Annotated in this window: 15 protein-coding genes and 3 tRNA genes; 11 read left to right on the forward strand and 7 right to left on the reverse strand. The window is 67.0% G+C overall.

Going from position 1 to position 21,587, the window contains the following annotated elements; genetic code table 11:
- Positions 1-55: 55 nt before the first annotated feature.
- Together DTS01S_RS12905 and DTS01S_RS12910 are read right to left on the reverse strand one after the other, a co-directional pair.
- Positions 56-1,810: a DUF5691 domain-containing protein gene (locus tag DTS01S_RS12905; RefSeq protein ID WP_047218383.1), complete on the reverse strand. Its 1,755-nt coding sequence runs from the start codon at positions 1,808-1,810 to the stop codon at positions 56-58.
- On the reverse strand, positions 1,807-3,267 hold the full coding sequence (locus DTS01S_RS12910; RefSeq protein WP_061287848.1) for an SWIM zinc finger family protein: 1,461 nt from the start codon (positions 3,265-3,267) through the stop codon (positions 1,807-1,809). The genes DTS01S_RS12905 and DTS01S_RS12910 overlap by 4 nt, the downstream gene beginning before the upstream one ends.
- A gap of 481 nt (positions 3,268-3,748) precedes the next feature.
- On the opposite strand from DTS01S_RS12910, the gene DTS01S_RS12915 reads away from it, so the two are divergent.
- Together DTS01S_RS12915 and DTS01S_RS12920 are read left to right on the forward strand one after the other, a co-directional pair.
- Positions 3,749-5,068 (forward strand): putative DNA modification/repair radical SAM protein, encoded by a 1,320-nt coding sequence (locus DTS01S_RS12915; protein WP_016450772.1) that lies wholly within the window; start codon positions 3,749-3,751, stop codon positions 5,066-5,068.
- Positions 5,069-5,083: 15 nt separating this feature from the next.
- Complete coding sequence (locus DTS01S_RS12920) at positions 5,084-5,923, forward strand: TIGR03915 family putative DNA repair protein (protein ID WP_061287849.1); 840 nt, start codon at positions 5,084-5,086, stop codon at positions 5,921-5,923.
- Between the two features lie 78 nt (positions 5,924-6,001).
- Here DTS01S_RS12920 and purL read toward each other — a convergent pair whose 3' ends face one another.
- Positions 6,002-10,033, reverse strand: coding sequence for a phosphoribosylformylglycinamidine synthase (gene purL / locus DTS01S_RS12925; RefSeq protein ID WP_017404181.1), 4,032 nt, complete (start codon positions 10,031-10,033; stop codon positions 6,002-6,004).
- Positions 10,034-10,211: 178 nt separating this feature from the next.
- Here purL and map point away from each other — a divergent pair, with 178 nt between their 5' ends.
- Both map and DTS01S_RS12935 read left to right on the forward strand, forming a co-directional pair.
- A complete protein-coding gene (gene map, locus DTS01S_RS12930; RefSeq protein WP_016450769.1) occupies positions 10,212-11,027 on the forward strand; it encodes a type I methionyl aminopeptidase in 816 nt (271 codons plus the stop codon).
- An 89-nt stretch (positions 11,028-11,116) separates the two neighbouring features.
- Positions 11,117-13,750 (forward strand): [protein-PII] uridylyltransferase, encoded by a 2,634-nt coding sequence (locus DTS01S_RS12935; protein WP_026062074.1) that lies wholly within the window; start codon positions 11,117-11,119, stop codon positions 13,748-13,750.
- Positions 13,751-13,831: 81 nt separating this feature from the next.
- On the opposite strand, the gene DTS01S_RS12940 is transcribed toward DTS01S_RS12935, so the two are convergent.
- Positions 13,832-15,325, reverse strand: a complete 1,494-nt coding sequence (locus DTS01S_RS12940; protein WP_016450767.1) for a nucleobase:cation symporter-2 family protein — start codon at positions 15,323-15,325, stop codon at positions 13,832-13,834.
- Positions 15,326-15,616: 291 nt separating this feature from the next.
- Positions 15,617-16,156 carry a peptide deformylase gene (gene def, locus DTS01S_RS12945; protein ID WP_016450766.1) on the reverse strand — a complete coding sequence of 180 codons (540 nt, stop codon included), beginning with the start codon at positions 16,154-16,156 and terminating at the stop codon, positions 15,617-15,619.
- A gap of 263 nt (positions 16,157-16,419) precedes the next feature.
- Between def and DTS01S_RS12950 the strand changes: the two genes are divergently transcribed.
- From DTS01S_RS12950 to DTS01S_RS12965, 4 genes are all read left to right on the forward strand, one after another.
- Complete coding sequence (locus tag DTS01S_RS12950; protein WP_026062075.1) at positions 16,420-16,833, forward strand: YbaN family protein; 414 nt, start codon at positions 16,420-16,422, stop codon at positions 16,831-16,833.
- 86 nt (positions 16,834-16,919) lie between these two features.
- Positions 16,920-16,995: transfer RNA gene (locus DTS01S_RS12955), tRNA-Asn, on the forward strand.
- A 52-nt stretch (positions 16,996-17,047) separates the two neighbouring features.
- A tRNA-Asn gene (locus DTS01S_RS12960) sits at positions 17,048-17,123 on the forward strand.
- Positions 17,124-17,168: 45 nt separating this feature from the next.
- Positions 17,169-17,244, forward strand: a tRNA-Asn gene (locus DTS01S_RS12965).
- 44 nt (positions 17,245-17,288) lie between these two features.
- Here the strand turns inward: DTS01S_RS12965 and DTS01S_RS12970 are convergent.
- Entirely contained in the window at positions 17,289-17,615 is a 327-nt protein-coding gene (locus DTS01S_RS12970; RefSeq protein WP_017406867.1) for a hypothetical protein, read from the reverse strand.
- Positions 17,616-17,852: 237 nt separating this feature from the next.
- Between DTS01S_RS12970 and aat the strand changes: the two genes are divergently transcribed.
- From aat to DTS01S_RS12985, 3 genes are all read left to right on the forward strand, one after another.
- Positions 17,853-18,638, forward strand: a complete 786-nt coding sequence (gene aat / locus DTS01S_RS12975; protein WP_026062764.1) for a leucyl/phenylalanyl-tRNA--protein transferase — start codon at positions 17,853-17,855, stop codon at positions 18,636-18,638.
- Positions 18,635-19,384, forward strand: coding sequence for an arginyltransferase (locus tag DTS01S_RS12980; protein ID WP_016451368.1), 750 nt, complete (start codon positions 18,635-18,637; stop codon positions 19,382-19,384). The genes aat and DTS01S_RS12980 overlap by 4 nt, the downstream gene beginning before the upstream one ends.
- A gap of 127 nt (positions 19,385-19,511) precedes the next feature.
- On the forward strand, positions 19,512-20,336 hold the full coding sequence (locus DTS01S_RS12985) for an IclR family transcriptional regulator (protein ID WP_016447410.1): 825 nt from the start codon (positions 19,512-19,514) through the stop codon (positions 20,334-20,336).
- A gap of 89 nt (positions 20,337-20,425) precedes the next feature.
- Here the strand turns inward: DTS01S_RS12985 and DTS01S_RS12990 are convergent, their stop codons facing one another.
- Positions 20,426-21,523, reverse strand: a complete 1,098-nt coding sequence (locus tag DTS01S_RS12990) for a serine hydrolase (protein ID WP_016447411.1) — start codon at positions 21,521-21,523, stop codon at positions 20,426-20,428.
- Positions 21,524-21,587: the final 64 nt, after the last annotated feature.

The raw sequence follows: 21,587 nt of genomic DNA on the forward strand, positions 1-21,587 counted from the left end.
GGAAAGGGATGGGAATTGGATTCGGTAGGGGGTGGGTGGCAAAGCGCGCCCGGCCTCAGGCCTGGCCGCGCAGTGCGATGAAGGCCTGGTGCAGGCCCAGGCGCAGCTCGACGATGCGCTCCAGGTGGCCGCGCATGCGCTCCTCGTCCCAGGGCCGCGCGCGGCTGCGTTCGAGGCGCGCCTGCTGCTGGGGCGTGAGGGGAATGGCCGGGGCGGCTGTTGCTGCAGATGCCGAAGCGGCTGCGGTCTCTGCAACAGGCTCGGCCGGGGGCTCCGGCTCGGGCTCGACCTGTGCATCCAGCACCGAGGGCTTGCGCCACAGCTCGGCAAAGCGCTCCAGCGCGGTCACGTCCAGCATTCGCGCGCAGGACAGCAGGGCCTGGTCGGCGCGGTAGCTGTGCCAGTTGCCCGTGATCTGCTTGCCGCCCACGGCCACATGCAGTGCCTCGGTCAGCCGCGCCGACAGCGCCGGCGAGAGCAGTTCGGCACCGCCCAGCGACTGGGACATGCCCTCGATGGCGTCGATGAGCTTGTGCCTGTCGCGCTCGAACTGGGCAATCCAGCGGGACTCGCGTTCTTCGGGGGACAGCCGGGCCATGAGGGCGGGCAGCAGCGCATCGTGGCGCATGTCGCGGCCCAGGGCCTGGGCGGCATCGATCCATTCCACGTCCAGCTGGTACTGCAGGGCCCGCACCCAGCCCTGGCGCAGCGAGGATTTCCAGTCGCTGCGCCGGCTCCACTCCATCACTTCCAGGGGCGTCAGGCCCAGGGCCCGGGTCCAGAAGGACACCGGGGTGAGCTGCACCATCTGCTCCAGCAGCCAGGCCTTCTTGCCGCCACGGAAGTAGGCATCGGGCTTGAGCGTGATGCCGTCGCGCTCCCATTCCTTGAGGCCTTCCTCGGGAGGCTCCACGATCCACTGGCCCTTGTCGTCCTGCTGCAGCATGGACTGCATCCAGCCCATGACGCGCTGGCTGTGCGCGCTGTCCGGCAGGCACGAGAGCATTTGCGCGGCGTTCTCGCGGATTTCCTTGCTGCGGTCGGACAGCAGTTTTTCGAGCAGCGGCTCGTCGTCCATGCCCAGCCCCACGGTCAGTGCCTGGACCATGGGCAGGCGCTCCTTGGCGCCCAGCTCCTTCAGGCTGCCTTCCAGCCGCGCACGGGCCTGGGCGGCATCGGCCGCGCGCTCGCTGCGCAGCAGGGCCACGCGCTGCTCGACCGAGCCCTCCTGCCAGACCAGTTCGGGGTCGGCGGTTTCCTCCACGCCGCTGGCATAGCTCCATTGCGGATTGAGCGCGCCCAGCCAGCGCCCGCGCTCGCCCAGCACCGGGGCCAGCCACTGGCGCAGCTCCACGGACTGGCGGCCCTGCTCCAGCGCAGGCACCAGCAGGTCATGGGGCAGGCGCTGGCCCGCCTGGTCCAGGGTGCGCAGCATCGAGGCCTGCAGCTCGAACGGCCCGTCCTTGAGCACGTCGCCCATCAAGGTCTGCAAGCGAGCATCGGCAGGCGCGGGGCGCGATTCTGCAGGCGCCGCGGCCGGCACGGCCAGCGGCGCCGGCAGGCGCACCTGCGCGCCGGGCTGCCAGCCTGCGCGCTCGAACACGGCCGCCACGGCGCTGGCGCGCAGCAGTTGCTGGGCGGGCGAGTCGCCGGGCAGGTCCGCCCGGGGCAGCAGCGCGGCCTGCACGGCCTGCTGCGACCACGGGGCAGACGGATCAACGCCCGAAGCCAGCGCAGGCGGCACGGCCAGCCGGTCCGAGCCGACCATGGCCGATTGCTGCAGCGCAGTCCAAAGTTGTGTGTTGCTCATACCGGTTCACCCTGGTTCTGCCAGATACATTGCCGGGCGCTTTCGCCCTCGCGGGCCTGCCAGGCGCTCAGCAGGCGCCAGCGGCCCACGGCCGGGCCGGGCTCCCATTCGCCAAACAGCTGCATGGGCGCGCCGCCGCTGAGCGCCAGCAGGCGCCAGGCTTCGGCATCGTCAATGGCCACGGGAACGGGTTGCACAGGCGCGGCAGTGCCGTCAGCAGACACGCCGGGCGCAGCCGCCGATGCGCCCGGCGCATCGGGCCAGGCCGCAAACCATTGGCCCTGGGCAGGCACCAGGCGCAACCCTTCCTGGCACAACGGCTGCGTGGCCTGCAGCGGGTTGGCGGCAATGCGCCGGCCCATCTGCTGCAGGACGTCGCCCACGGCCGAGGTGTCCAGCGGGCTGGCGCCCTCGGCAGGCAGCGCAGGCCCGTTGCCGTTGGCGGCAATGGCGCGCAGCGGCGCATGGCCCGGGTAGAAATTCAGCGCGCATCCGTAGCGATGGCCAGGCACCCAGGCCGATTCGAAGCCGCGCCCGCCCTGCGCATAGTCCAGCACCAGGGCCATGCGGCCCGTGCGCTGCCCGTGCAGCCAGACGCGGCGCTCCATGAGCCGGCCTTCGCGCTCGATCATGCGCAGGCCGGCCACCAGCCATTCGTCCTCGACCAGTTGGCCGCGGGCCTGCACTTCGGCCTTGTCCATGGGCCAGCCCAGCGCGGCCATCACGTCGGCCTTGACCTCGGGGCTCAGCGATTCGCGGCGGCGCACGGCGTCGATGATCAGCTGCCAGTGGCCCAGCTGCACCAGCATGTCGCGCGGCCAGTCGCGGTGGCTGTCCACCAGATCCCGGCAGTCCTTGATGCGTGCCGCCATGCCCGTGGCCTGCGCATCGACCATGCGCGCGGCCATGGTGTTCCAGCGCTGGCGCATCTGGGAGTCGCCGGCCTGGTTGGCCAGGCCCGCGCGCACCATGTCCTGCATCCACAGCGACAGTTCCTGCAGGCCCGCCTCGACCTTGTCCCAGCGCTTGTCTTCGCGCCTGGCCTGCTGCCTGGCCGCAACCTCGGGATCGGGTGGCGGCTCGGCCGCCGCGGCGGCTGCCTTGGCCTCCTTCTTCTCGGCCTTTTCCTGGCGGCTGTCCAGCCAGGTCTGCACCCAGGCCGGTGGATCGCCGCCCTCGGTGACCTGGCCGCCCGCACGCATCAGCATCAGCGCCAGCCCATGCTTGCAGGGGAACTTGCGGCTGGGGCAAGAGCATTTGAAGGAGGGGCCCGACAGGTCCACCTGGGTCTGGTAGGGCTTGCTGCCGCTGCCCTGGCACTCGCCCCACACCGCCACATCGTTGGCACCCATGGTGGGCCATTTGGCGGGCGATTGCAGCCCCTTGGCGGCCTTGCTGGAGGAAGCGTCCGGCGATAGCGCCAGCACTTCGCTCTCTGTTCCTAATACACGCGACACCGAAGCTCCCTCTCCAAGTGTTTGTCATCGCCAGGCGCATTGAATGAAGAAACGACCGCGCCCGGCAAGCCCGAAAGCCTATCAGCAATAGTTATCGGCAATTTGAAACAAATCACAACAACGTCAAACCTCTCTCCCATGAACCGGGAACCCCATGGCGCGCAGCCAGCTGCGCTATATCAGCGCATGCATTGATGGCACCAAGCCGTACCAGCCTTCAGACATTGCAAAAAGACGCAGGAAACACGCATTCACCATTTCCTGCGATGCACATCGCCACCCATTGAAAGCAAGCACTCATTCCGCACTGAAAACGGTTTCATTCCATTGCACTGGCAACCATTGCAATCCGCTGGCCATTGCGATAGCCCGACAGTGCGTTCAAACCGGAGCCAGGCAAGGCCGGACCAGACCCTGGCTGGGGGATGGGCTCTCGAAAAACCGGATGTGTCAGGCAAATATACTGTATATTCATACAGCCATGGAGCTGCAACGCAAACTTTTCATCCTCGCCGACGCCGCCAAGTACGACGCCAGCTGCGCCTCCAGCGGATCGCAGGGGCGCGACTCGCTGGACGGCAAGGGCATGGGCTCGGTCACCGGCATGGGCATCTGCCACAGCTATGCGCCCGACGGGCGCTGCATCTCGCTGCTCAAGATCCTGCTGACCAATGTCTGCATCTTCGACTGCCGCTACTGCATCAACCGCAAGAGCTCCAACGTGCAGCGCGCCCGCTTCACGGTGGCCGAGGTGGTGCAGCTGACGCTGGACTTCTACCGGCGCAACTGCATCGAGGGGCTGTTCCTGTCCAGCGGCATCATCCGCTCCAGCGACTACACCATGGAGCAACTGGTGGAAGTGGCCCGCCGCCTGCGCGAGGAGCATGACTTTCGCGGCTACATCCACCTCAAGACCATCCCGGATGCCGCCCCCGAATTGCTGGCCCAGGCAGGCCGCCATGCCGACCGCCTGAGCATCAATGTGGAACTGCCCACGGCCAGCGGCCTGGCGCAGTTCGCGCCCGAAAAGGACGGCCGGCGCATACGCCAGGCCATGCAGGGCGTGGACCGGCATGTGCAGGCCTGGCGCGCGGCCACGCGCGAGCAGCGCCAGGCGCAGTCCCTGCCCGGCGCGCCCGCGCAGCGCGCCGCCGTGCCGCGCTTCGCGCCGGGCGGGCAGAGCACGCAGATGATCGTGGGCGCCGACCGCGCAACCGATGCCGACATCCTCGAGTCCAGCCATACGCTGTATGCGGGCTACGGCCTGCGCCGCGTGTACTACTCGGCCTTCAGCCCCATTCCCGATGCCTCGCGCGACCTGCCGCCGCAGGCGCCGCCCCTCATGCGCGAGCACCGGCTCTACCAGGCCGACTGGCTCATGCGCTTTTACGGCTACGGGGCGGGCGAGATCGCGGCGGCCAGCCGCCACGGCATGCTGGACCTGGAGATCGACCCCAAGCTGGCCTGGGCACTGGCCAACCGCCAGCAGTTCCCCGTGGACCTCAACCGTGCTCCGCGCAGCCTGCTGCTGCGCGTGCCGGGCCTGGGCACGCAGACGGTGGAGCGCCTCCTGGCGGCGCGCCGCGTGCGCAGGCTGCGGCTGGACGACCTGCTGCGGCTGCGCGCCCCCGTGCAAAAGGCCCTGCCCTTCGTGCTGATCGACGGCCACCGCCCCCTGCTGGGCGAGACCGACTCGGCCGCGCTGCGCACGCGGCTGATCGCGCAGTCGCAGGCCAGCCAGGCCCAGGCGCGGCACAGCGGCATGCGCGTGCAAAGCGCACTGCAGGCCAGCCTGTTCTAGAACCTGGAGCACGCCATGCACGGACAGGCCCTCACCATCGAACTCGACAGCCCCGACGACTGGCCCGGCTTTCGCGCAGCCTGCCGGGCGCTGCTGGCCCACGGCGCCGACCCCGCTGCGGTGCGCTGGCGGTGGCCCGACACGCGGGGTGCGCAGCCACTCGGCGCGGGGGTGGACCTGTTTTCCAGCGCGCCGCAGCAGGCCATGCCCGCCTCGGCGCTTGCCGGGCTGGCCGGCCCCGGCGAGGCAGGGCTGTCCCTGTCGGACACCCAGATGTCCGCCCTGCGCCATGCCTGCATGCACCGCGCGGCAGGCCGCTTCGAGCTTTGCCACCGCTGGCTGGCGCGCATGCAGGCCCGACCCGAACTGCGGCTGGATGCGCTGGATGCGGACTGGCGCGCCATCGAGGCCCTGGCCCGCCCCGTCTCGCGCGAGATCCACAAGATGCACGCCTTCGTGCGCTTTCGGACGACCCAGCGGCAGAACCTGCCCGAGCTGCACATTGCCTGGTTCGAGCCCGAGCACCACATCGTGCGCGCGGCGGCGCCCTTCTTCTGCAAGCGCTTTGCCAACATGCACTGGGCCATCCTCACGCCGCAGTGCAGCGCGCACTGGGACGGCCATGCGCTGCGCCTGGCGCCCGGCGCGCGCCGCAGCGATGCCCCGCCAGCCGACGCGGGCGAGGCCCTGTGGCTGACCTACTACGCCAGCACCTTCAACCCCGCGCGCCTGAAGGAGCAGGCCATGCTGCGCGAGATGCCGCGCCGCTACTGGCACAACCTGCCCGAGACGGTGCTGATCTCCACCCTGGTCCAGCAGGCCCGCGCGCGCACGGCGCAGATGCTGGCGCCGTAACGGCAGCCGCCAAAAAGAAACAGAAAAAAGAAAAGGCCCCAAAGGGCCTTTGTCTGCTTTGCAGCGTCGCTCAGTGCATCAGCCCAGCCACTTGCGGGCGTTGCGCCACACGCGCATCCAGGGGCTGAATTCCGACTTGTCGCCGTTGGTCCAGCTCATCTGCACGTTGCGGAACACGCGCTCGGGGTGGGGCATCATGGCCGTGAATCGGCCATCGGCCGTGGTCACTGCCGTCAGGCCGCCGGCCGATCCGTTGGGATTGAACGGGTACTGCTCGGTGGCCTTGCCGTGGTTGTCCACATAGCGCATGGAGGCGATGGCCTTGTCCGCATTGCCGCGGAAGCGGAAGTTGGCAAAGCCTTCGCCGTGGGCCACGGCGATGGGCAGGCGGCTGCCGGCCATGCCCTGCAGGAACAGGCTGGGCGACTCCAGCACTTCCACCATGGACAGGCGCGCCTCGAAGCGGTTGCTCTGGTTCTGCGTGAAACGCGGCCAGTCCTGGGCACCGGGAATGATGTCGGCCAGCTCGGCAAACATCTGGCAGCCGTTGCACACGCCCAGGCCGAAAGTGTCGCTGCGGCCGAAGAACTGCTGGAACTGCGCGGACAGGCTGTCGTTGAAGGTGATGGAGCGCGCCCAGCCGATGCCGGCGCCCAGCGTGTCGCCGTAGCTGAAGCCGCCGCAGGCCACCACGCCGGCGAAGTCCTGCAGCTGCGCGCGGCCGCTTTGCAGGTCGGTCATGTGCACGTCCACGGCGTCGAAGCCGGCCTCGGTGAAGGCGTAGGCCATTTCCACATGGGAGTTCACGCCCTGCTCGCGCAGCACGGCCACGCGGGGCCGCGCGCCCAGGTTCAGGAAGGGTGCGGCCGGGTTCTCGGCCGGGTCGAACGTCAGGTGCAGGTGCATGCCGGGGTCGGCAGGCTCGCCGGCTGCGGCGTGCTCGCTGTCGGCGCAGGCCGGGTTGTCGCGCTGCTGGGCGATCTTCCAGCTGACGGCATCCCAGACCTGGTGCAGGTCGCTGAGCGAGGCGCCGAAGACGGACTTGGCATCGCGCCAGACCTGCAGCTCGCCCTTGCCCGCATCGACCTTGGACGAGACGGGGCGCGTCTTGCCGATGATGTGGCTGCAGGTGGACAGGCCATGCTCGCGCAGGGTCTGCAGCACGGCGGCGCGGTCGGCCGTGCGGATCTGCAGCACGGCGCCCAGCTCTTCGTTGAACAGCGCGCGCAGCGTCATGTCGTCGCGGCGGCCGCTGATCTGGGAGGCCCAGTTCTTGCCTTCGCCCGAGTCCATGCGGCTGTCGCTGATGCCGTCGCCTTCGGTGACCAGCATGTCCACGTTGATGGCTACGCCCACATGGCCGGCAAAGGCCATCTCGGCCACGGTGGCCAGCAGGCCGCCGTCGCCCTTGTCGTGGTAGGCCAGGATCTGGCCCTTGGCGCGCAGGTCGTTGACGGCATCGACCAGGGCAATCAGGTCCTTGGCGTCATCGAGGTCGGGCGTCTCGTTGCCGGTCTGGCCCAGCACCTGGCCCAGGATGGAGCCGCCCATGCGCATCTTGCCGCGGCCCAGGTCCACCAGCACCAGGGTGCTGTCGTCTTCCGAGGCATCCAGCTGGGGCGTGAGCGTGCCGCGCACATCGTCGATGGAGGCAAAGCCCGTGATGATCAGGCTGACCGGCGAGGTCACCTTCTTGACCTGGCCGCCCTCGTTCCACTGGGTGCGCATGGACAGGCTGTCCTTGCCCACGGGAATCGAGATGTCCAGCTGCGGGCACAGCTCCATGCCCACGGCCTTGACGGTGGCGTAGAGCGCCGCGTCTTCGCCGGGCTCCCCGCAGGCCGCCATCCAGTTGGCCGACATCTTGACCCTGGACAGTTCGATGGGCGCGGCCAGCATGTTGGTGATGGCCTCGGCCACGGCCATGCGGCCCGACGCCGGCGCGTTGATGGCCGCCAGCGGCGTGCGCTCGCCCATGGCCATGGCCTCGCCCTTGAAGCCCTGGAAATCGGCCAGAGTGACGGCCACGTCCGCCACGGGCACCTGCCAGGGGCCGACCATCTGGTCGCGGTGCGTGAGACCGCCCACGGCCCGGTCGCCAATGGTGATCAGGAAGCGCTTGGAGGCTACGGTGGGGTGGGCCAGCACGTCGATCACGGCCTTTTCCAGCGGCACGCCGGTCAGGTCCATGGGCGGCAGCTCGCGCTGCACGGTGGCCACGTCGCGGTGCATCTTGGGCGGCTTGCCCAGCAGCACGTTCATGGGCATGTCCACGGGGAACTTCTGGTCGCCCGAGGCCACCGCAGTGTCTTCCAGCACCAGCTGGCGTTCTTCCGTGGCCGTGCCGATCACGGCGAACGGGCAGCGCTCGCGCTCGCAGAAGGCCGTGAATTCGGCCAGCGATTCGGGCGCGATGGCCAGCACATAGCGCTCCTGGCTTTCGTTGGACCAGATTTCCTTGGGCGCCAGGCCGGATTCCTCCAGGTTGACGGCGCGCAGGTCGAAGCGCGCGCCACGGCCCGCATCGTTGGTCAGCTCGGGGAAGGCATTGGACAGGCCGCCGGCACCCACGTCGTGGATGGCCAGGATGGGGTTCTTGTCGCCCTGGGCCCAGCAGTGGTTGATGACTTCCTGGGCGCGGCGCTCGATCTCGGGGTTGCCGCGCTGCACGGAGTCGAAGTCCAGCTCGGCCGCGTTCGTGCCGCTGGCCATGGAGCTGGCAGCGCCGCCGCCCATGCCGATGCGCATGCCGGGGCCGCCCAGCTGGATCAGCAGGGTGCCGGCGGGGAACTCGATCTTGCGCGTCAGCTCGGAGTCGATCACGCCCAGGCCGCCCGCGATCATGATGGGCTTGTGGTAGCCGCGCATCACGGCATCGGCACCCACGCCGACCTGCTGCTCATACTCGCGGAAATAGCCGGTCAGGTTGGGACGGCCGAACTCGTTGTTGAAGGCCGCGCCACCGAGCGGGCCCTCGATCATGATCTGCAGCGGGCTGGCGATGTGCTCGGGCTTGCCCACTTCGCTGCCCCACAGCTTGGAGACCGTGAAGCCCGACAGGCCGGCCTTGGGCTTGGAGCCGCGGCCCGTGGCGCCCTCGTCGCGGATCTCGCCGCCCGCGCCGGTCGATGCGCCGGGGAAGGGAGAGATGGCCGTGGGGTGGTTGTGCGTCTCCACCTTCATGAGGACGTGGTTGACGGCCTTCTTCTTCTGGTAGCTGGGCGCCTTGATCTTGTCCAGGGCCGCCTCGAAGGTGGCGACGAAGCGCTCGACCTCATGGCCTTCCATGATGGAGGCGTTGTCCGAGTACGCGACCACCGTGTGCTGGGGCGAGACCTGGTGCGTGTGGCGGATCATGCCGAACAGGCTCTTGTCCTGGGCCACGCCGTCAATGGTGAACTGGGCGTTGAAGATCTTGTGGCGGCAGTGCTCGCTGTTGGCCTGCGCGAACATCATCAGTTCCACGTCCGTGGGATTGCGCTGCAGGCCCTTGAAGGCGTCGACCAGGTAGTCGATCTCGTCGTCGGCCAGTGCCAGGCCCCATTGGCGGTTGGCAGTCTCCAGCGCCGCGCGGCCGCCGCCCAGCACATCGACGAACTCCATGGGAGCGGCTTCCAGGGCGGAGAACAGCTGCTCGGCCTCGGCGCGCGTGGCGAAGACCGATTCGGTCATGCGGTCGTGCAGCAGGGCCGCGATCTGCGCGGTCTGCTCGGCCGACAGCTCGGGCTTGCCACCGAGCAGGCCGCTCTTGAGGATCACGCGGTACTCGGTGATGCGCTCGACGCGGAAGACTTCAAGGCCGCAGTTGCGCGCGATATCGGTGGCCTTGGAGGCCCAGGGCGAGATCGTGCCCAGGCGCGGGGTGACCACCAGGGCGGTGCCATCGGCCGGGCCTTGCGGGCCTTCGTAGGGATCTCCATAGGTCAAGAGCGCCTGGAGGCGCTCTTGCAATGCGGGCGTGGGTGCGGCGTCCGTGGCCACCAGGTGCACGAAGCGCGCGGCAATGCCGGTGATTTTGGGATGGATGGCGACCAGGTCGGTCAGAAGCTGCTGGGCGCGGAACGAGCTGAGAGCGTTTCCACCCTCGAACTGTGTCAGATGCAAGGTCACGTGGCGGCCTGTTGGGTGAGGAGGCTTGTGAAAAGCGCCCTGCGGCCCCGCCCGGCTGGGGGCAGGCCGCAAGGCGCTGAATCGGTGAGGCCGCCATTTTACCGGGCTGCGCCGTCCCGGTGGCGACAGCCGCCCCTTACCCCTGCACGTCCAAAGGCGCAATGGGATAATTGCGGGCATGAGCATCACCATCAAGAGCGCCGAAGACATCGCAGCCATGCGCGTGGCATGCCGCCTGGCTTCGGAAGTGCTGGACTACATCACCCCCCACATCAAGCCCGGCATCACCACGGCCGAGATCGACCGGCTGGGCGCCGAATGCATGGCGCAGCAGGGCACGGTCTCCGCCACCATCGGCTACCAGCCGCCTGGCTACCCGCCCTATCCCGGGCACCTGTGCACCTCGGTCAACCATGTGGTCTGCCACGGCATCCCCAATGACAAGCCGCTCAAGAAGGGCGACATCGTCAATGTGGATGTCACGGTCATCACCAAGGACGGCTGGTACGGCGACAACAGCCGCATGTTCCTGATCGGCGAGTGCTCCATCGCGGCCAAGCGCCTGTCGGCGCTGACCTTCGACGCCATGTGGCTGGGCATCCAGCAGGTCAGGCCCGGCGCCACGCTGGGCGACATCGGCAACGCCATCCAGACCTTTGCCGAAGGCCACGGCCTGTCGGTGGTGCGCGAGTTCTGCGGCCACGGCATCGGCCAGAAGTTCCACGAAGAGCCGCAGATCCTGCACTATGGCCGCCCCGGCACGGGCACCGTTCTCGAAGAGGGCATGGTCTTCACCGTCGAGCCCATGCTCAACCTGGGCAGGCGCGAGATCAAGGAACTGGGCAAGGATGGCTGGACCATCGTGACCAAGGACCACAGCCTCTCGGCCCAGTGGGAACACACCCTGGTGGTCACCAAGACGGGCTACGAAGTCATGACCCTGTCGGCCGGCTCGCCCGCGCTCCCGCCCTTCGTGACCGCCACGAGCTGCTGAGGCTCGGCATGTTTCTTGCGTGATGCGCAGGCAAAATGGCACTGCGCCCGGGGCACCCGCTCCAGGCGCCTCCCCTGCCCTGGCCGCGCATGAAACAGACCACTGACCACACTCCTTCCAACTCTGCGCCCGCAGCCCCGGATTCGCTGGAGCAGTTGCGCGCGCAGTACGCCCTCGATCGCGGACGCTGGATAGGCTCGCTGCTGGCGCCCACCATGGGCCGGCGCGGCGTGCGCCTGGTGCTGCAGCACCTGAGCGATCTGGCCGACACGCTGCTGCGCGCGCTGTGGCACCGCGCCGGCATGCCTGCCGAGGCCTGCCTGGCCGCCGTGGGAGGCTATGGCCGCGCCCAGCTGTTTCCCTACTCCGACATCGACGTGCTGGTGCTGCTGCCGGCCACCGGCACGGCAGACCCTGAGCTGACCTCGCGCATAGAAAAGTTCATCGGCAGCTGCTGGGACGCGGGCCTGGAGATCGGCTCCAGCGTGCGCACGCTGGCCGAATGCCTGCAAGAGTCCGGGCGCGACCTCACCGTGCAGACCGCCTTGCTGGAGTCGCGCCGCATCTGCGGAAACGAGCCGCTGTTCGGCGAGTTCCAGCAGCGCTACCAGGCACAGATGAATGCGCGCGCCTTTCTGTCCGGCAAGCTGCTGGAAATGCGCCAGCGCCACAACAAGTACGAGAGCACGCCCTACTCGCTGGAGCCCAACTGCAAGGAATCGCCCGGCGGCCTGCGCGATCTGCACACCATGATCTGGCTGGCCCGCGCCGCAGGCCTGGGCCACAGCTGGCAGGCCCTGGCGGAAAAGGGACTGATCACCGATTTCGAGCGCCAGCAGCTCGAAGACAACGAGGCCATGCTCAGCCTGATACGCGCGCGCCTGCACGCCGTGGCGGGCCGGCACGAGGACCGCCTGGTTTTCGACCAGCAGACCGCCGTGGCCGAGGCCTTTGGCTACCGCTCCACCTCGGCCGAGGGCCGCAAGCTGGCCATGCGCGCCAGCGAGACGCTGATGCGCCACTACTACTGGGCAGCCAAGGCCGTGACCCAGCTGTGCCAGATCCTGCGCCTGAACATCGAGGAGCGCCTGAACCCACGCCCCACGCCGCGGATCCGGCTGAACTCCCGCTTCTACGAGAAGGCCGGCACCATCGAAGTGGCCAGCGACGATCTGTACGAGCGCGAGCCGCATGCCATCCTCGAAACCTTCCTGATGTACGAGACCCATGTGGGCCTCACCGACCTGTCGGCACGCACGCTGCGCGCGCTGTACGGCGCGCGTGACCTGATGGATGCGGCCTTCCGGCGCGACCCGGTCAACCGCGCCACGTTCATGAAGATCCTGCAGCAGCCCAGCGGCATCACGCATGCCATGCGGCTGATGAACCAGACCTCGGTGCTGGGGCGCTACCTGTGGCCCTTCCGGCGCATCGTGGGCCAGATGCAGCACGACCTGTTCCACGTCTACACGGTGGACCAGCACATTCTCATGGTGCTGCGCAATGTGCGGCGCTTTTTCATGGCCGAGCATGCGCATGAGTACCCGTTCTGCTCCCAGCTGGCCAGCGGCTGGGACAAGCCCTGGCTGCTGTACGTGGCCGCGCTGTTCCACGACATCGGCAAGGGCCGCGGCGGCGACCACTCCATCATCGGCGCCGTGGAGGCCAAGCGCTTTTGCCGTGCCCACGGCATTGCGCGCGCCGACGCCGAGCTGATCGAGTTCCTCGTGCGCGAGCACCTGACCATGAGCCAGGTCGCGCAAAAGCAGGATCTGTCGGATCCCGAAGTGATCCAGGCCTTTGCCGAGCGCGTGGGCAACGAACGCAACCTCACGGCGCTGTACCTGCTCACCGTGGCCGACATCCGTGGCACCAGCCCCAAGGTGTGGAGCGCCTGGAAGGGCAAGCTGCTGGAGGACACCTATCGCCTGACCCTGCGCGTAATGGGTGGCCGCGCGCCCGACGCGGCCGCCGAGATCGAGGCGCGCCGGCGCGAGGCTCTGGTGCAGCTGGCGCTGACGGCCCAGCCCTTCGAGTCCCACAAGAAGCTCTGGGACACGCTGGGCGTGGACTACTTCATGCGCCATGAGGCCGCCGACATCGCCTGGCACACACGCCACCTGTCGCGCCACGTGGGCACCACCCGCCCCGTGGTGCGTGCGCGCCGCTCACTGGCGGGCGAGGGACTGCAGGTGCTGGTCTACGCACCCGACCAGCCCGATCTGTTCGCGCGCATCTGCGGCTACTTCGACCGCGCAGCGTTTTCCATCCTGGATGCGCGCGTGCACACGGCCCACAACAGCTATGCGCTGGACACCTTCCAGGTGGTGGCGCCCGCCATGCAGGAGCAGTACCGCGAACTCATGCACATGGTCGAGAACGACCTGGTCGCCGCCCTGATGGAGGGCGGACCGCTGCGCGAGCCCTCGCCCCGGCGCCTGTCGCGCCGCGTCAAGAGCTTCCCCTTCGCGCCGCGCGTCACGCTGCGACCCGACGACAAGGCCCAGCACTGGCTGCTGTCCATCTCGGCCACGGACCGCGCCGGCCTGCTCTACACCGTGGCGCGCATCCTGGCCCAGCACCACCTGAGCGTGCAGTTGGCCAAGGTCAGCACGCTGGGCGAGCGCGTGGAGGACAGCTTCCTCATCGAGGGTGCGGAGCTGCAGAACAACCAGCGCCAGCTGCTCATAGAGACCGAGCTTTTGCAGGCCCTGGCAGTCTGAGCCGATTGCGCAAAAAAAGCCCGCCCTGTTGTGCAGGGCGGGCTCGTCGGGTTCATGCGCTGGCAGGCGGGGATGCAGCCATCAGTGCATGGCGGACGCAGGCGCCGACACCGTGGCCACTTGCTTGCCCTCGCGGTCATAGAGCTTGCCGTCGACCACCCGGTCGCCATCGGCCAGGGCAGACAGCACAGCCTCGCTGAGCACGCGCTCCGATCCGGCGCCGAACACCGATGGCTCTTCGGGGTTGCCCTGCTTGAAGTGGTTGAAGACCAGGTTCAGCAGCAGCACGGTCACCGCAGTGGAGCTGATGCCCGAATGGAACATGGTGGCGAACCAGTCCGGGAAGTGGTGATAGAAGTCCGGCTTGACCATGGGCAGCACGCCCATGCCGATGGACGCCGCCACGATGATCAGGTTCATGTTGTTGTGATAGTCCACCTTGGCCAGCGTGCGGATGCCGCTGGCTGCCACCGTGCCAAAGAGCACCAGGCCCGCGCCGCCCAGCACCGAGGGCGGCACGCAGGCCACGATGCGCCCCATGATGGGCAGCAGTCCGAAGGCGATCAGGATCAGCCCGCTGAAGGCCACCACATAGCGGCTCTTGATGCCCGTGACCGCGACCAGGCCCACGTTCTGGGCAAAGGCGCTCTGCGTGAACGAACCGAAGAACGGCGCCACCACGCTGGACAGCATGTCGGCACGCAGGCCGTCGGCCAGGCGGCGCGAATCCACGCGGGTGCCCACGATGTCGCCCACGGCCAGGATGTCGGCCGAGGTCTCCACCAAGGTCACCAGGATCACGATGGACATGGAAAGCGTCGCCGCCAGGCTGAAGGTCGGCCAGCCGAAGTGCAGCGGCATGGGCACGGCGAACCACGCACCGCTGCCCACCTCGGAAAAGTCGGACTTGCCAATCATGGCCGCCACCGCCGTGCCGATGACGATGGCCAGCAGGATGGACAGGCGCGAGATCATGGCGTTGCCCAGCTTGCTCAGCGCCAGCACGATGACCAGGGACAGCCCGGCCAGGCCGATGTTGCCCATGCTTCCGTAGTCGGCCGCCTGGGGATTGCCACCCATGGCCCAGTGGGCGGCCACCGGCATCAGCGACAGGCCGATGATGGTGATCACGCAGCCATTGACCAGCGGAGGAAAAAAGCGCGTGAGCTTGGAGAAGATGGGCGCAATGATCAGGCCGAACACCGAGGCAAAGAGCACGGCGCCCAGCACCCCCTGCATGCCGCCGCCCGTATGCAGGATGCTGACCATGGTGGCCACGCCCGAGAAGGACACGCCCTGCACCAGCGGCAGGCGCGAGCCGAAGAACGGAATGCCCAGCGTCTGCAGCAGCGTGGCCAGCCCGCCCATGAAAAGGCAGGCCGTGATCAGCAGGCCCGTGTCGGCCGCCGACATGCCCGCCGCATTGGCCATGACCAGGGGCACGGCCACGATGCCGCCGTACATGGTCAGCACATGCTGCAAACCATAGAGGGTGTTGGCCGTGAGGCCGAGTTGCTCGTCCTCCGGGCGGATGTCTGCGCCCAGGGCCGGCGCATTGCCAGAACTTTTTTCCATTGCTGTCTCCTTGTCCTCTTGTTCACAGAACGCCGGACAAGTACGCGGCAGCCGGCTGGCGGCAGGCACACCCCCGCGCACCCTTTGCCGCCGACCCGATAGGCCGCGCTCTCCTGCATCCTGCATCGCGAAGCCCGGTGGCTGCTTGGCAGCTCTTGGCGGGCGCACGCACACAATCCCCGCCTTCGCGGGAAGTGCCACTGTACGGCGCCAGCATGGAAAAATTGTCTACCGATTTGTATACAAAGACCTGACCGCAGATCCTGGAATTACAGCGGCAAGCAAGTCCGCTCAGTCATCCTCGGCAGCGCTGATGCCGGGGAACAGCACATCGGTGAAGCCGAACTGGCGGAAGTCGCGCATGCGCATGGGATAGAGCTTTCCCCAGAGGTGGTCGCACTCATGCTGGACCACCCGCGCATGAAAGCCATCCACCGTGCGATCGATCGCATCGCCAAAGACATCGAAGCCCGTGTAGCGGATACGGCTCCAGCGCGGCACCATGCCACGCATGCCGGGTACGGACAGGCAGCCTTCCCAGTCCATCTGTTCGTCTTCGCCGATGGGCGTGATGACCGGGTTGATGAGCACGGTGCGCGGCACCACCGGTGCATCGGGGTAGCGCGGATTGGGCAGGCCGGAGCCGAACACCACCATCTGCAGGTCCACGCCAATCTGCGGCGCGGCCAGCCCCGCGCCATTGGCGGCATGCATGGTGTCCAGCAGGTCGCTGAGCAGCAGGTGCAGTTCGTCGGTGTCGAATTCGGTCACGGGCTGGGCGACGCGCAGCAGGCGCGGATCACCCATTTTCAATATGGTGCGTACAGTCATGGCAGTGCACGGTGATGCAGGAAATGCGGGTCGCCAAGCATAGCGGGCGCACCGCGCACCTTGACCACACCCACCTGCTTCGCCCCCCCGATCACCCCCTCTCGGGCCCCTTGGCCGCCATGGCCACACCGCGCTGGCACAATCGCAGCATGCCCAGCACCGCCAGAGAGTCAGCCGCCGCGTCCTCAGAGGACCGTGACACAGGCGCGCAGCAAACACCCGCGGCACAGGCCCGGCAGCCGGATGCCACTGCGCAGGCAGGCATGGCGCAGGCCTTCAATGATGATGATCCCCCGCCCCTGCACCGCATGCCGGCCGCGCCGTTGCGCTGGGCGCTGCAGCTGTTTGCCTGCCTGAGCCTGGCGACGGGCATTGCCGGCATCTTCATTCCAGGATTGCCCACCACGGTGTTCGTGCTCATGGCAGGATGGGCCGCGGCGCGCAGCTCGCAGCGCATGCACACCTGGCTGTGGCGCCATCGCCTGTTCGGGCCCATGCTGCGCAATTGGGCGCGGGGTGGCTGCGTGAGCCGGCGCGCCAAATGGAGCGCCAGCGCCATGATGAGCCTGTGCGCCGTCATCCTGCTGTGGACACGCCCGCCCGCCTGGGTACAGGCCGTGGCGCTGACGTCCATGGGCTGCGTGCTGGTGTGGCTGTGGTTCAGGCCAGAGCCCTGAGAATGAAGGCCTGCGGCAGGCCTGCTGAAAAAAATTCCCCGAGTTTTCTGTGACGTGTTTTTTACGTCATATAATCTAGGTCTTGTTCCTCAATAGCTCAGTTGGTAGAGCGCCGGACTGTTAATCCGTAGGTCCCTGGTTCGAGCCCAGGTTGAGGAGCCAAAGAATTTCAAGACCCTGCAATCGCACAGGATCTTTGTCGATAGACACATATTCCTCAATAGCTCAGTTGGTAGAGCGCCGGACTGTTAATCCGTAGGTCCCTGGTTCGAGCCCAGGTTGAGGAGCCAAATTTCAGCGGCCTTGCAATCGCACAGGGCCCAGCACCAACATATTCCTCAATAGCTCAGTTGGTAGAGCGCCGGACTGTTAATCCGTAGGTCCCTGGTTCGAGCCCAGGTTGAGGAGCCAGATAAAAAGCCCGCATGCCAGCGCATGCGGGCTTTTTTGTTTGCTCAGGCTGCGCGCACCATGCCGACAGTCGGCGTGCTCGGCGCTGCGGCAGGGGCGACCGACTCCACGGTGACAGGCTTGCCGTGCTTGGCATGTGCGCGACGCGCACCGTGCGCAGCGCGCGCTTGCTCCACGCCCTCTTCCCATGCACGCAGCTCTTCCTCCAGCCGCGCAGCCCGCTCCGCATACATGTCCGCAGAGGACTTGTAGTATTCGGCAGCAATGGTGTGCTCCAGCATCGCCATGCGTGCCTCCTGCAGGTAGGCCCGGGTGCGACGGATATAGCGCGGCTCGGCAAGGCTTGCGCCAAAGATTTTGCTGAAAAACATCGCTCATCCTCCTTCGATGTCTTCGCAGCGAAAGCCATGCATCCGCAAGAAGACAAGCCCAGGATAGCCAACCCGGCCTGGCGGCGCTGTCCCCCGGCGGGACAAGGCCGCGTAGGAGGTTCACTTACCCCGGCCAGGCGATGCTCTCGCATCCACGCAACCCTCTTCACCATGGTTTGTGCAAGACTGCGGCTGCAGAGAAGCACGAATCCATTATTTTTCAGTCCGCACCCGATCATGTCCCACCCCCTCCCATGGCTCATTCCCCACCAGGCCTTCCCTCCTGTGGAAACGGCATGGGGCCCCAACGACCCGATTCCGGGCCTGCTGGCCGCAGGCGGCACGCTGGATGCGGCGCACCTGCGCATCGCCTACAGCCAGGGCATTTTTCCCTGGTTCAGCGAAGGCCAGCCCACGCTATGGTGGTCGCCCGATCCACGCATGGTGCTGCAGACATCGCAGTTCCGGCTGCACCGCAGCCTGCGCAAGACATTGCAGCGCTTTCGCTCCACCGCCGGCTGCGAGATCCGCATCGACAGCGCTTTCGAGGCCGTGATGCAGCACTGCGCCCAAACGGTGCGCCGCGATCAGGATGGCACCTGGATCGTGCAGGAAATTCTCGACGCCTATACCGAACTGCACCGCCAGGGTGCAGCCCACAGCGTGGAAACCTGGATCGACGGGCGCCTGGTGGGCGGCCTGTACTGCGTGGCGCTGGGCCGCGCCGTATTCGGCGAGTCCATGTTCGCGCATGCCACAGACGCATCCAAGATCGCACTGTCGGCACTGGTGGCGCTGTGCCGGCACCAAGGCGCCGCGCAAATCGATTGCCAGCAGGCCACGCAGCACCTGGCTTCGCTGGGCGCGCGCGAGATGCCCCGCTCCCAGTTCCTGCGCACCGTGGCAGAGCAAAGCCAGCTGTCGCCCATGCACTGGCAATTCGAAAACGTATACTGGAACGAGTTGCTGCCGCCGTCCGGTGACGCCGGCAGCACATCACCGGCTGCCGCCAGCACACCATGACGCACCCGAACGATCTTCCGCTGCAGGCCCTGCAGTTCTACGCCACAGCCGCCTATCCCTGCAGCTACCTGGATGGCCGGCTGGCGCGTTCGCAAGTGGCCACGCCCAGCCACCTGATCCAGAACAGCGCCTATTCGGAGCTGGTCTCCCTGGGGTTTCGCCGCAGCGGAATGTTCACCTACCGGCCGTATTGCGATGGTTGCCGGGCCTGCGTGCCCATGCGCATCCTGGTCCACGATTTCCGCCCGGACCGCAGCCAGCGCCGCGCCGCCGTGCGCCACGCCGATCTCACGGCATCGATCCAGCGCCTGCATTACTCGAACGAGCATTACCAGCTGTACCTGCGCTACCAGCAAAGCCGTCACAGCGGCGGCGGCATGGACCACGACAGCGTGGACCAGTACACGCAGTTCCTGCTGCAAAGCCGCGTCAACTCACGGCTTGTGGAGTTCCGCGCACCGGCGGCCGACGGCGCAGTCGGCAGGCTGAAGATGGTCTCCATCCTCGATGTGCTGGAAGACGGGCTGTCCGCCGTCTACACCTTCTACGAGCCCGATGACCAGGCCAGCTACGGCACGTTCAACGTGCTGTGGCAGATCGATCAGGCACGCTCCATGAGCCTGCCCTATGTCTATCTGGGCTACTGGATCGCCGACAGCCAGAAGATGAATTACAAGGCGCGCTTTCTTCCCCATGAAGTGCGCGTGGACGAGCGCTGGCAGCGCGTGGATCAGCTCCCACGCTGATATGGCGCCACCGCGCCCTTTTCAGCGACATTTCTTATGCACATGGCCGCTGTTTGCAGGCGGCACATATGCCGCCAAGCCATGCCCGCCGCTAGAATGACCGAATCCCGAAATCCCCTTGCGCCTCATGAAAAAAGACGATAACGCGGCCTCGCCCAAGCCCAGCGTCCAGGTCCTGGAACGCATGTTCACGTTGATCGACGTGTTGGCCTCGCGTGAGGAAGCGGTATCGCTCAAGGAGATCAGCGAGCGCACCGGCCTGCACCCCTCCACCACGCACCGCATTCTCAACGACCTGGCCATCGGCCGCTTCGTCGACCGCCCCGAATCGGGCAGCTATCGGCTGGGCATGCGTTTCCTGGAGCTGGGCAACCTGGTCAAGGCCCGCCTGAGCGTGCGGGAAGCAGCCCTGATTCCCATGCGCCAGCTGCACAAGCAGATCCAGCAGCCGGTCAGCCTCAGCGTGCGCCAGGGCGATGAAATCGTCTATGTGGAACGCGCCTACAGCGAGCGCTCGGGCATGCAGGTGGTGCGCGCCATCGGCGGCCATGCGCCGCTGCACCTCACATCCAATGGCAAGCTGTTTCTGGCGGCCGATGATGCGCAGCAGGTGCGCGCCTACGCCACACGCACCGGCCTTCCCGGCAAGACGCACTTCAGCATCACGCGGCTTGCCGACATGGAAAACGAGCTGGACAAGGTACGCCACCATGGCGTCGCCCGCGACAACGAGGAGTTGGAGCTGGGCGTGCGCTGCATGGCCGCCGGCATCTATGACGACCAGGGCAAGCTGGTGGCCGGCCTGTCCATCTCCGCTCCCGCCGACCGGCTGGACGAAAGCTGGTTGTCCAAGCTCCAGGCCACCGCGCAGGAGATCTCGGGCGCCCTGGGCTTCAATGCGGTCCGCCCTGCAGCCCCGCCCCCCAATCCCTACGCGCGCAGCAGCCACTGATCTGCAAGCAGCCATCCGCAAGCAGCAAAACCGGTCATCAAAAACAACAAAGGCGCCCAGGGCGCCTTTGTTGTTGCGGGGGAGGAAACTCAGCCCTTGACCTTGTGGATCATGGAATCGCCGGCCACCTGCCCCATGGATTCCACCCAGTGGCGTACGCGCTCGGCATCGCCCAGGCGGCTGAACTTTCCGGCAGAGTCCAGGAAGACCATGATGATCTTGCGGCCAGCCACCTGCGCCTGCATGACCAGGCAGCGACCCGCTTCGGAGATGTAGCCGGTCTTTTGCAGGCCGATATCCCAGGTCGGGCTCAGCACCAGGCGGTTGGTGTTGTTGTACTGCAGCGTGCGGCGGCCCACGGCCACTTCATAGCCGGGCGAAGTGGTGTACTCGCGTACCAGCGGATCACTGTGCGCCACATTCACGAGCACGGCCAGATCACGGGCGCTGGACTGGTTGCGGCTGGACAGCCCGGTGGGCTCCACGTAACGGGTATCGGTCATGCCCAGCAGGCGCGCCTTGGCATTCATCTGCTGGACGAAGGCATCCAGGCCACCTGGGAAGGTGCGACCCAGCGCATGGGCAGCACGGTTTTCGCTGGACATCAGGGCCAGGTGCAGCATTTCGGCACGGGTGAGCGTGGTGCCCACGGCCAGGCGCGAACTGCTGCCCTTTTCGGTATCCACATCATCCTGCGTGATGGTGATGGATTCATCCATGGGCAGATGGGCCTGGGAAATCAGCAGACCCGTCATCAGCTTGGTCAGCGAGGCGATGGGCAGCACGGCATGGTCGTTCTTGCTGAGCAGCACTTCGTGGGTGTCCTGGTCCATGACCAGGGCCACGCTGCTCTTGAGATCAAGAGGATCGGCCACTGCATGCAGCCCGGCCATCTGCCCGAACGACAGGCGTGGCTCGTAGGCAACGGCACGAATGGGGCTGGCAGCGCTGCGGGCGGCCACGCGGCTGGGCTGGCGCGCGCTCTTGGCAACGCGCTTGCCCTGGGGAGCCGCCGTGGCGCGCTCCTTCACGGCCTTCTTCTTGACAGGGGCCACGGCCACCTGTTTCTTGGCAACTTTCTTGGCCGGTGCGGCATGCGCGCCCGGGGCAGTGAGAGCACAACTCAGGGCCAGCAACGAGAGAACCTGAGCAAATCGACCGAGGCGGGCACGGCGTAGGGTGGGCATGAGAAATGCTCCAAGCAGCAAGAATTTGTGACTAGACCTTACATTAATCGAAAAAGTCGCACTG

Source organism: Delftia tsuruhatensis NBRC 16741 (genome assembly GCF_001571325.1).
Lineage (GTDB): Bacteria > Pseudomonadota > Gammaproteobacteria > Burkholderiales > Burkholderiaceae_C > Comamonas > Comamonas tsuruhatensis.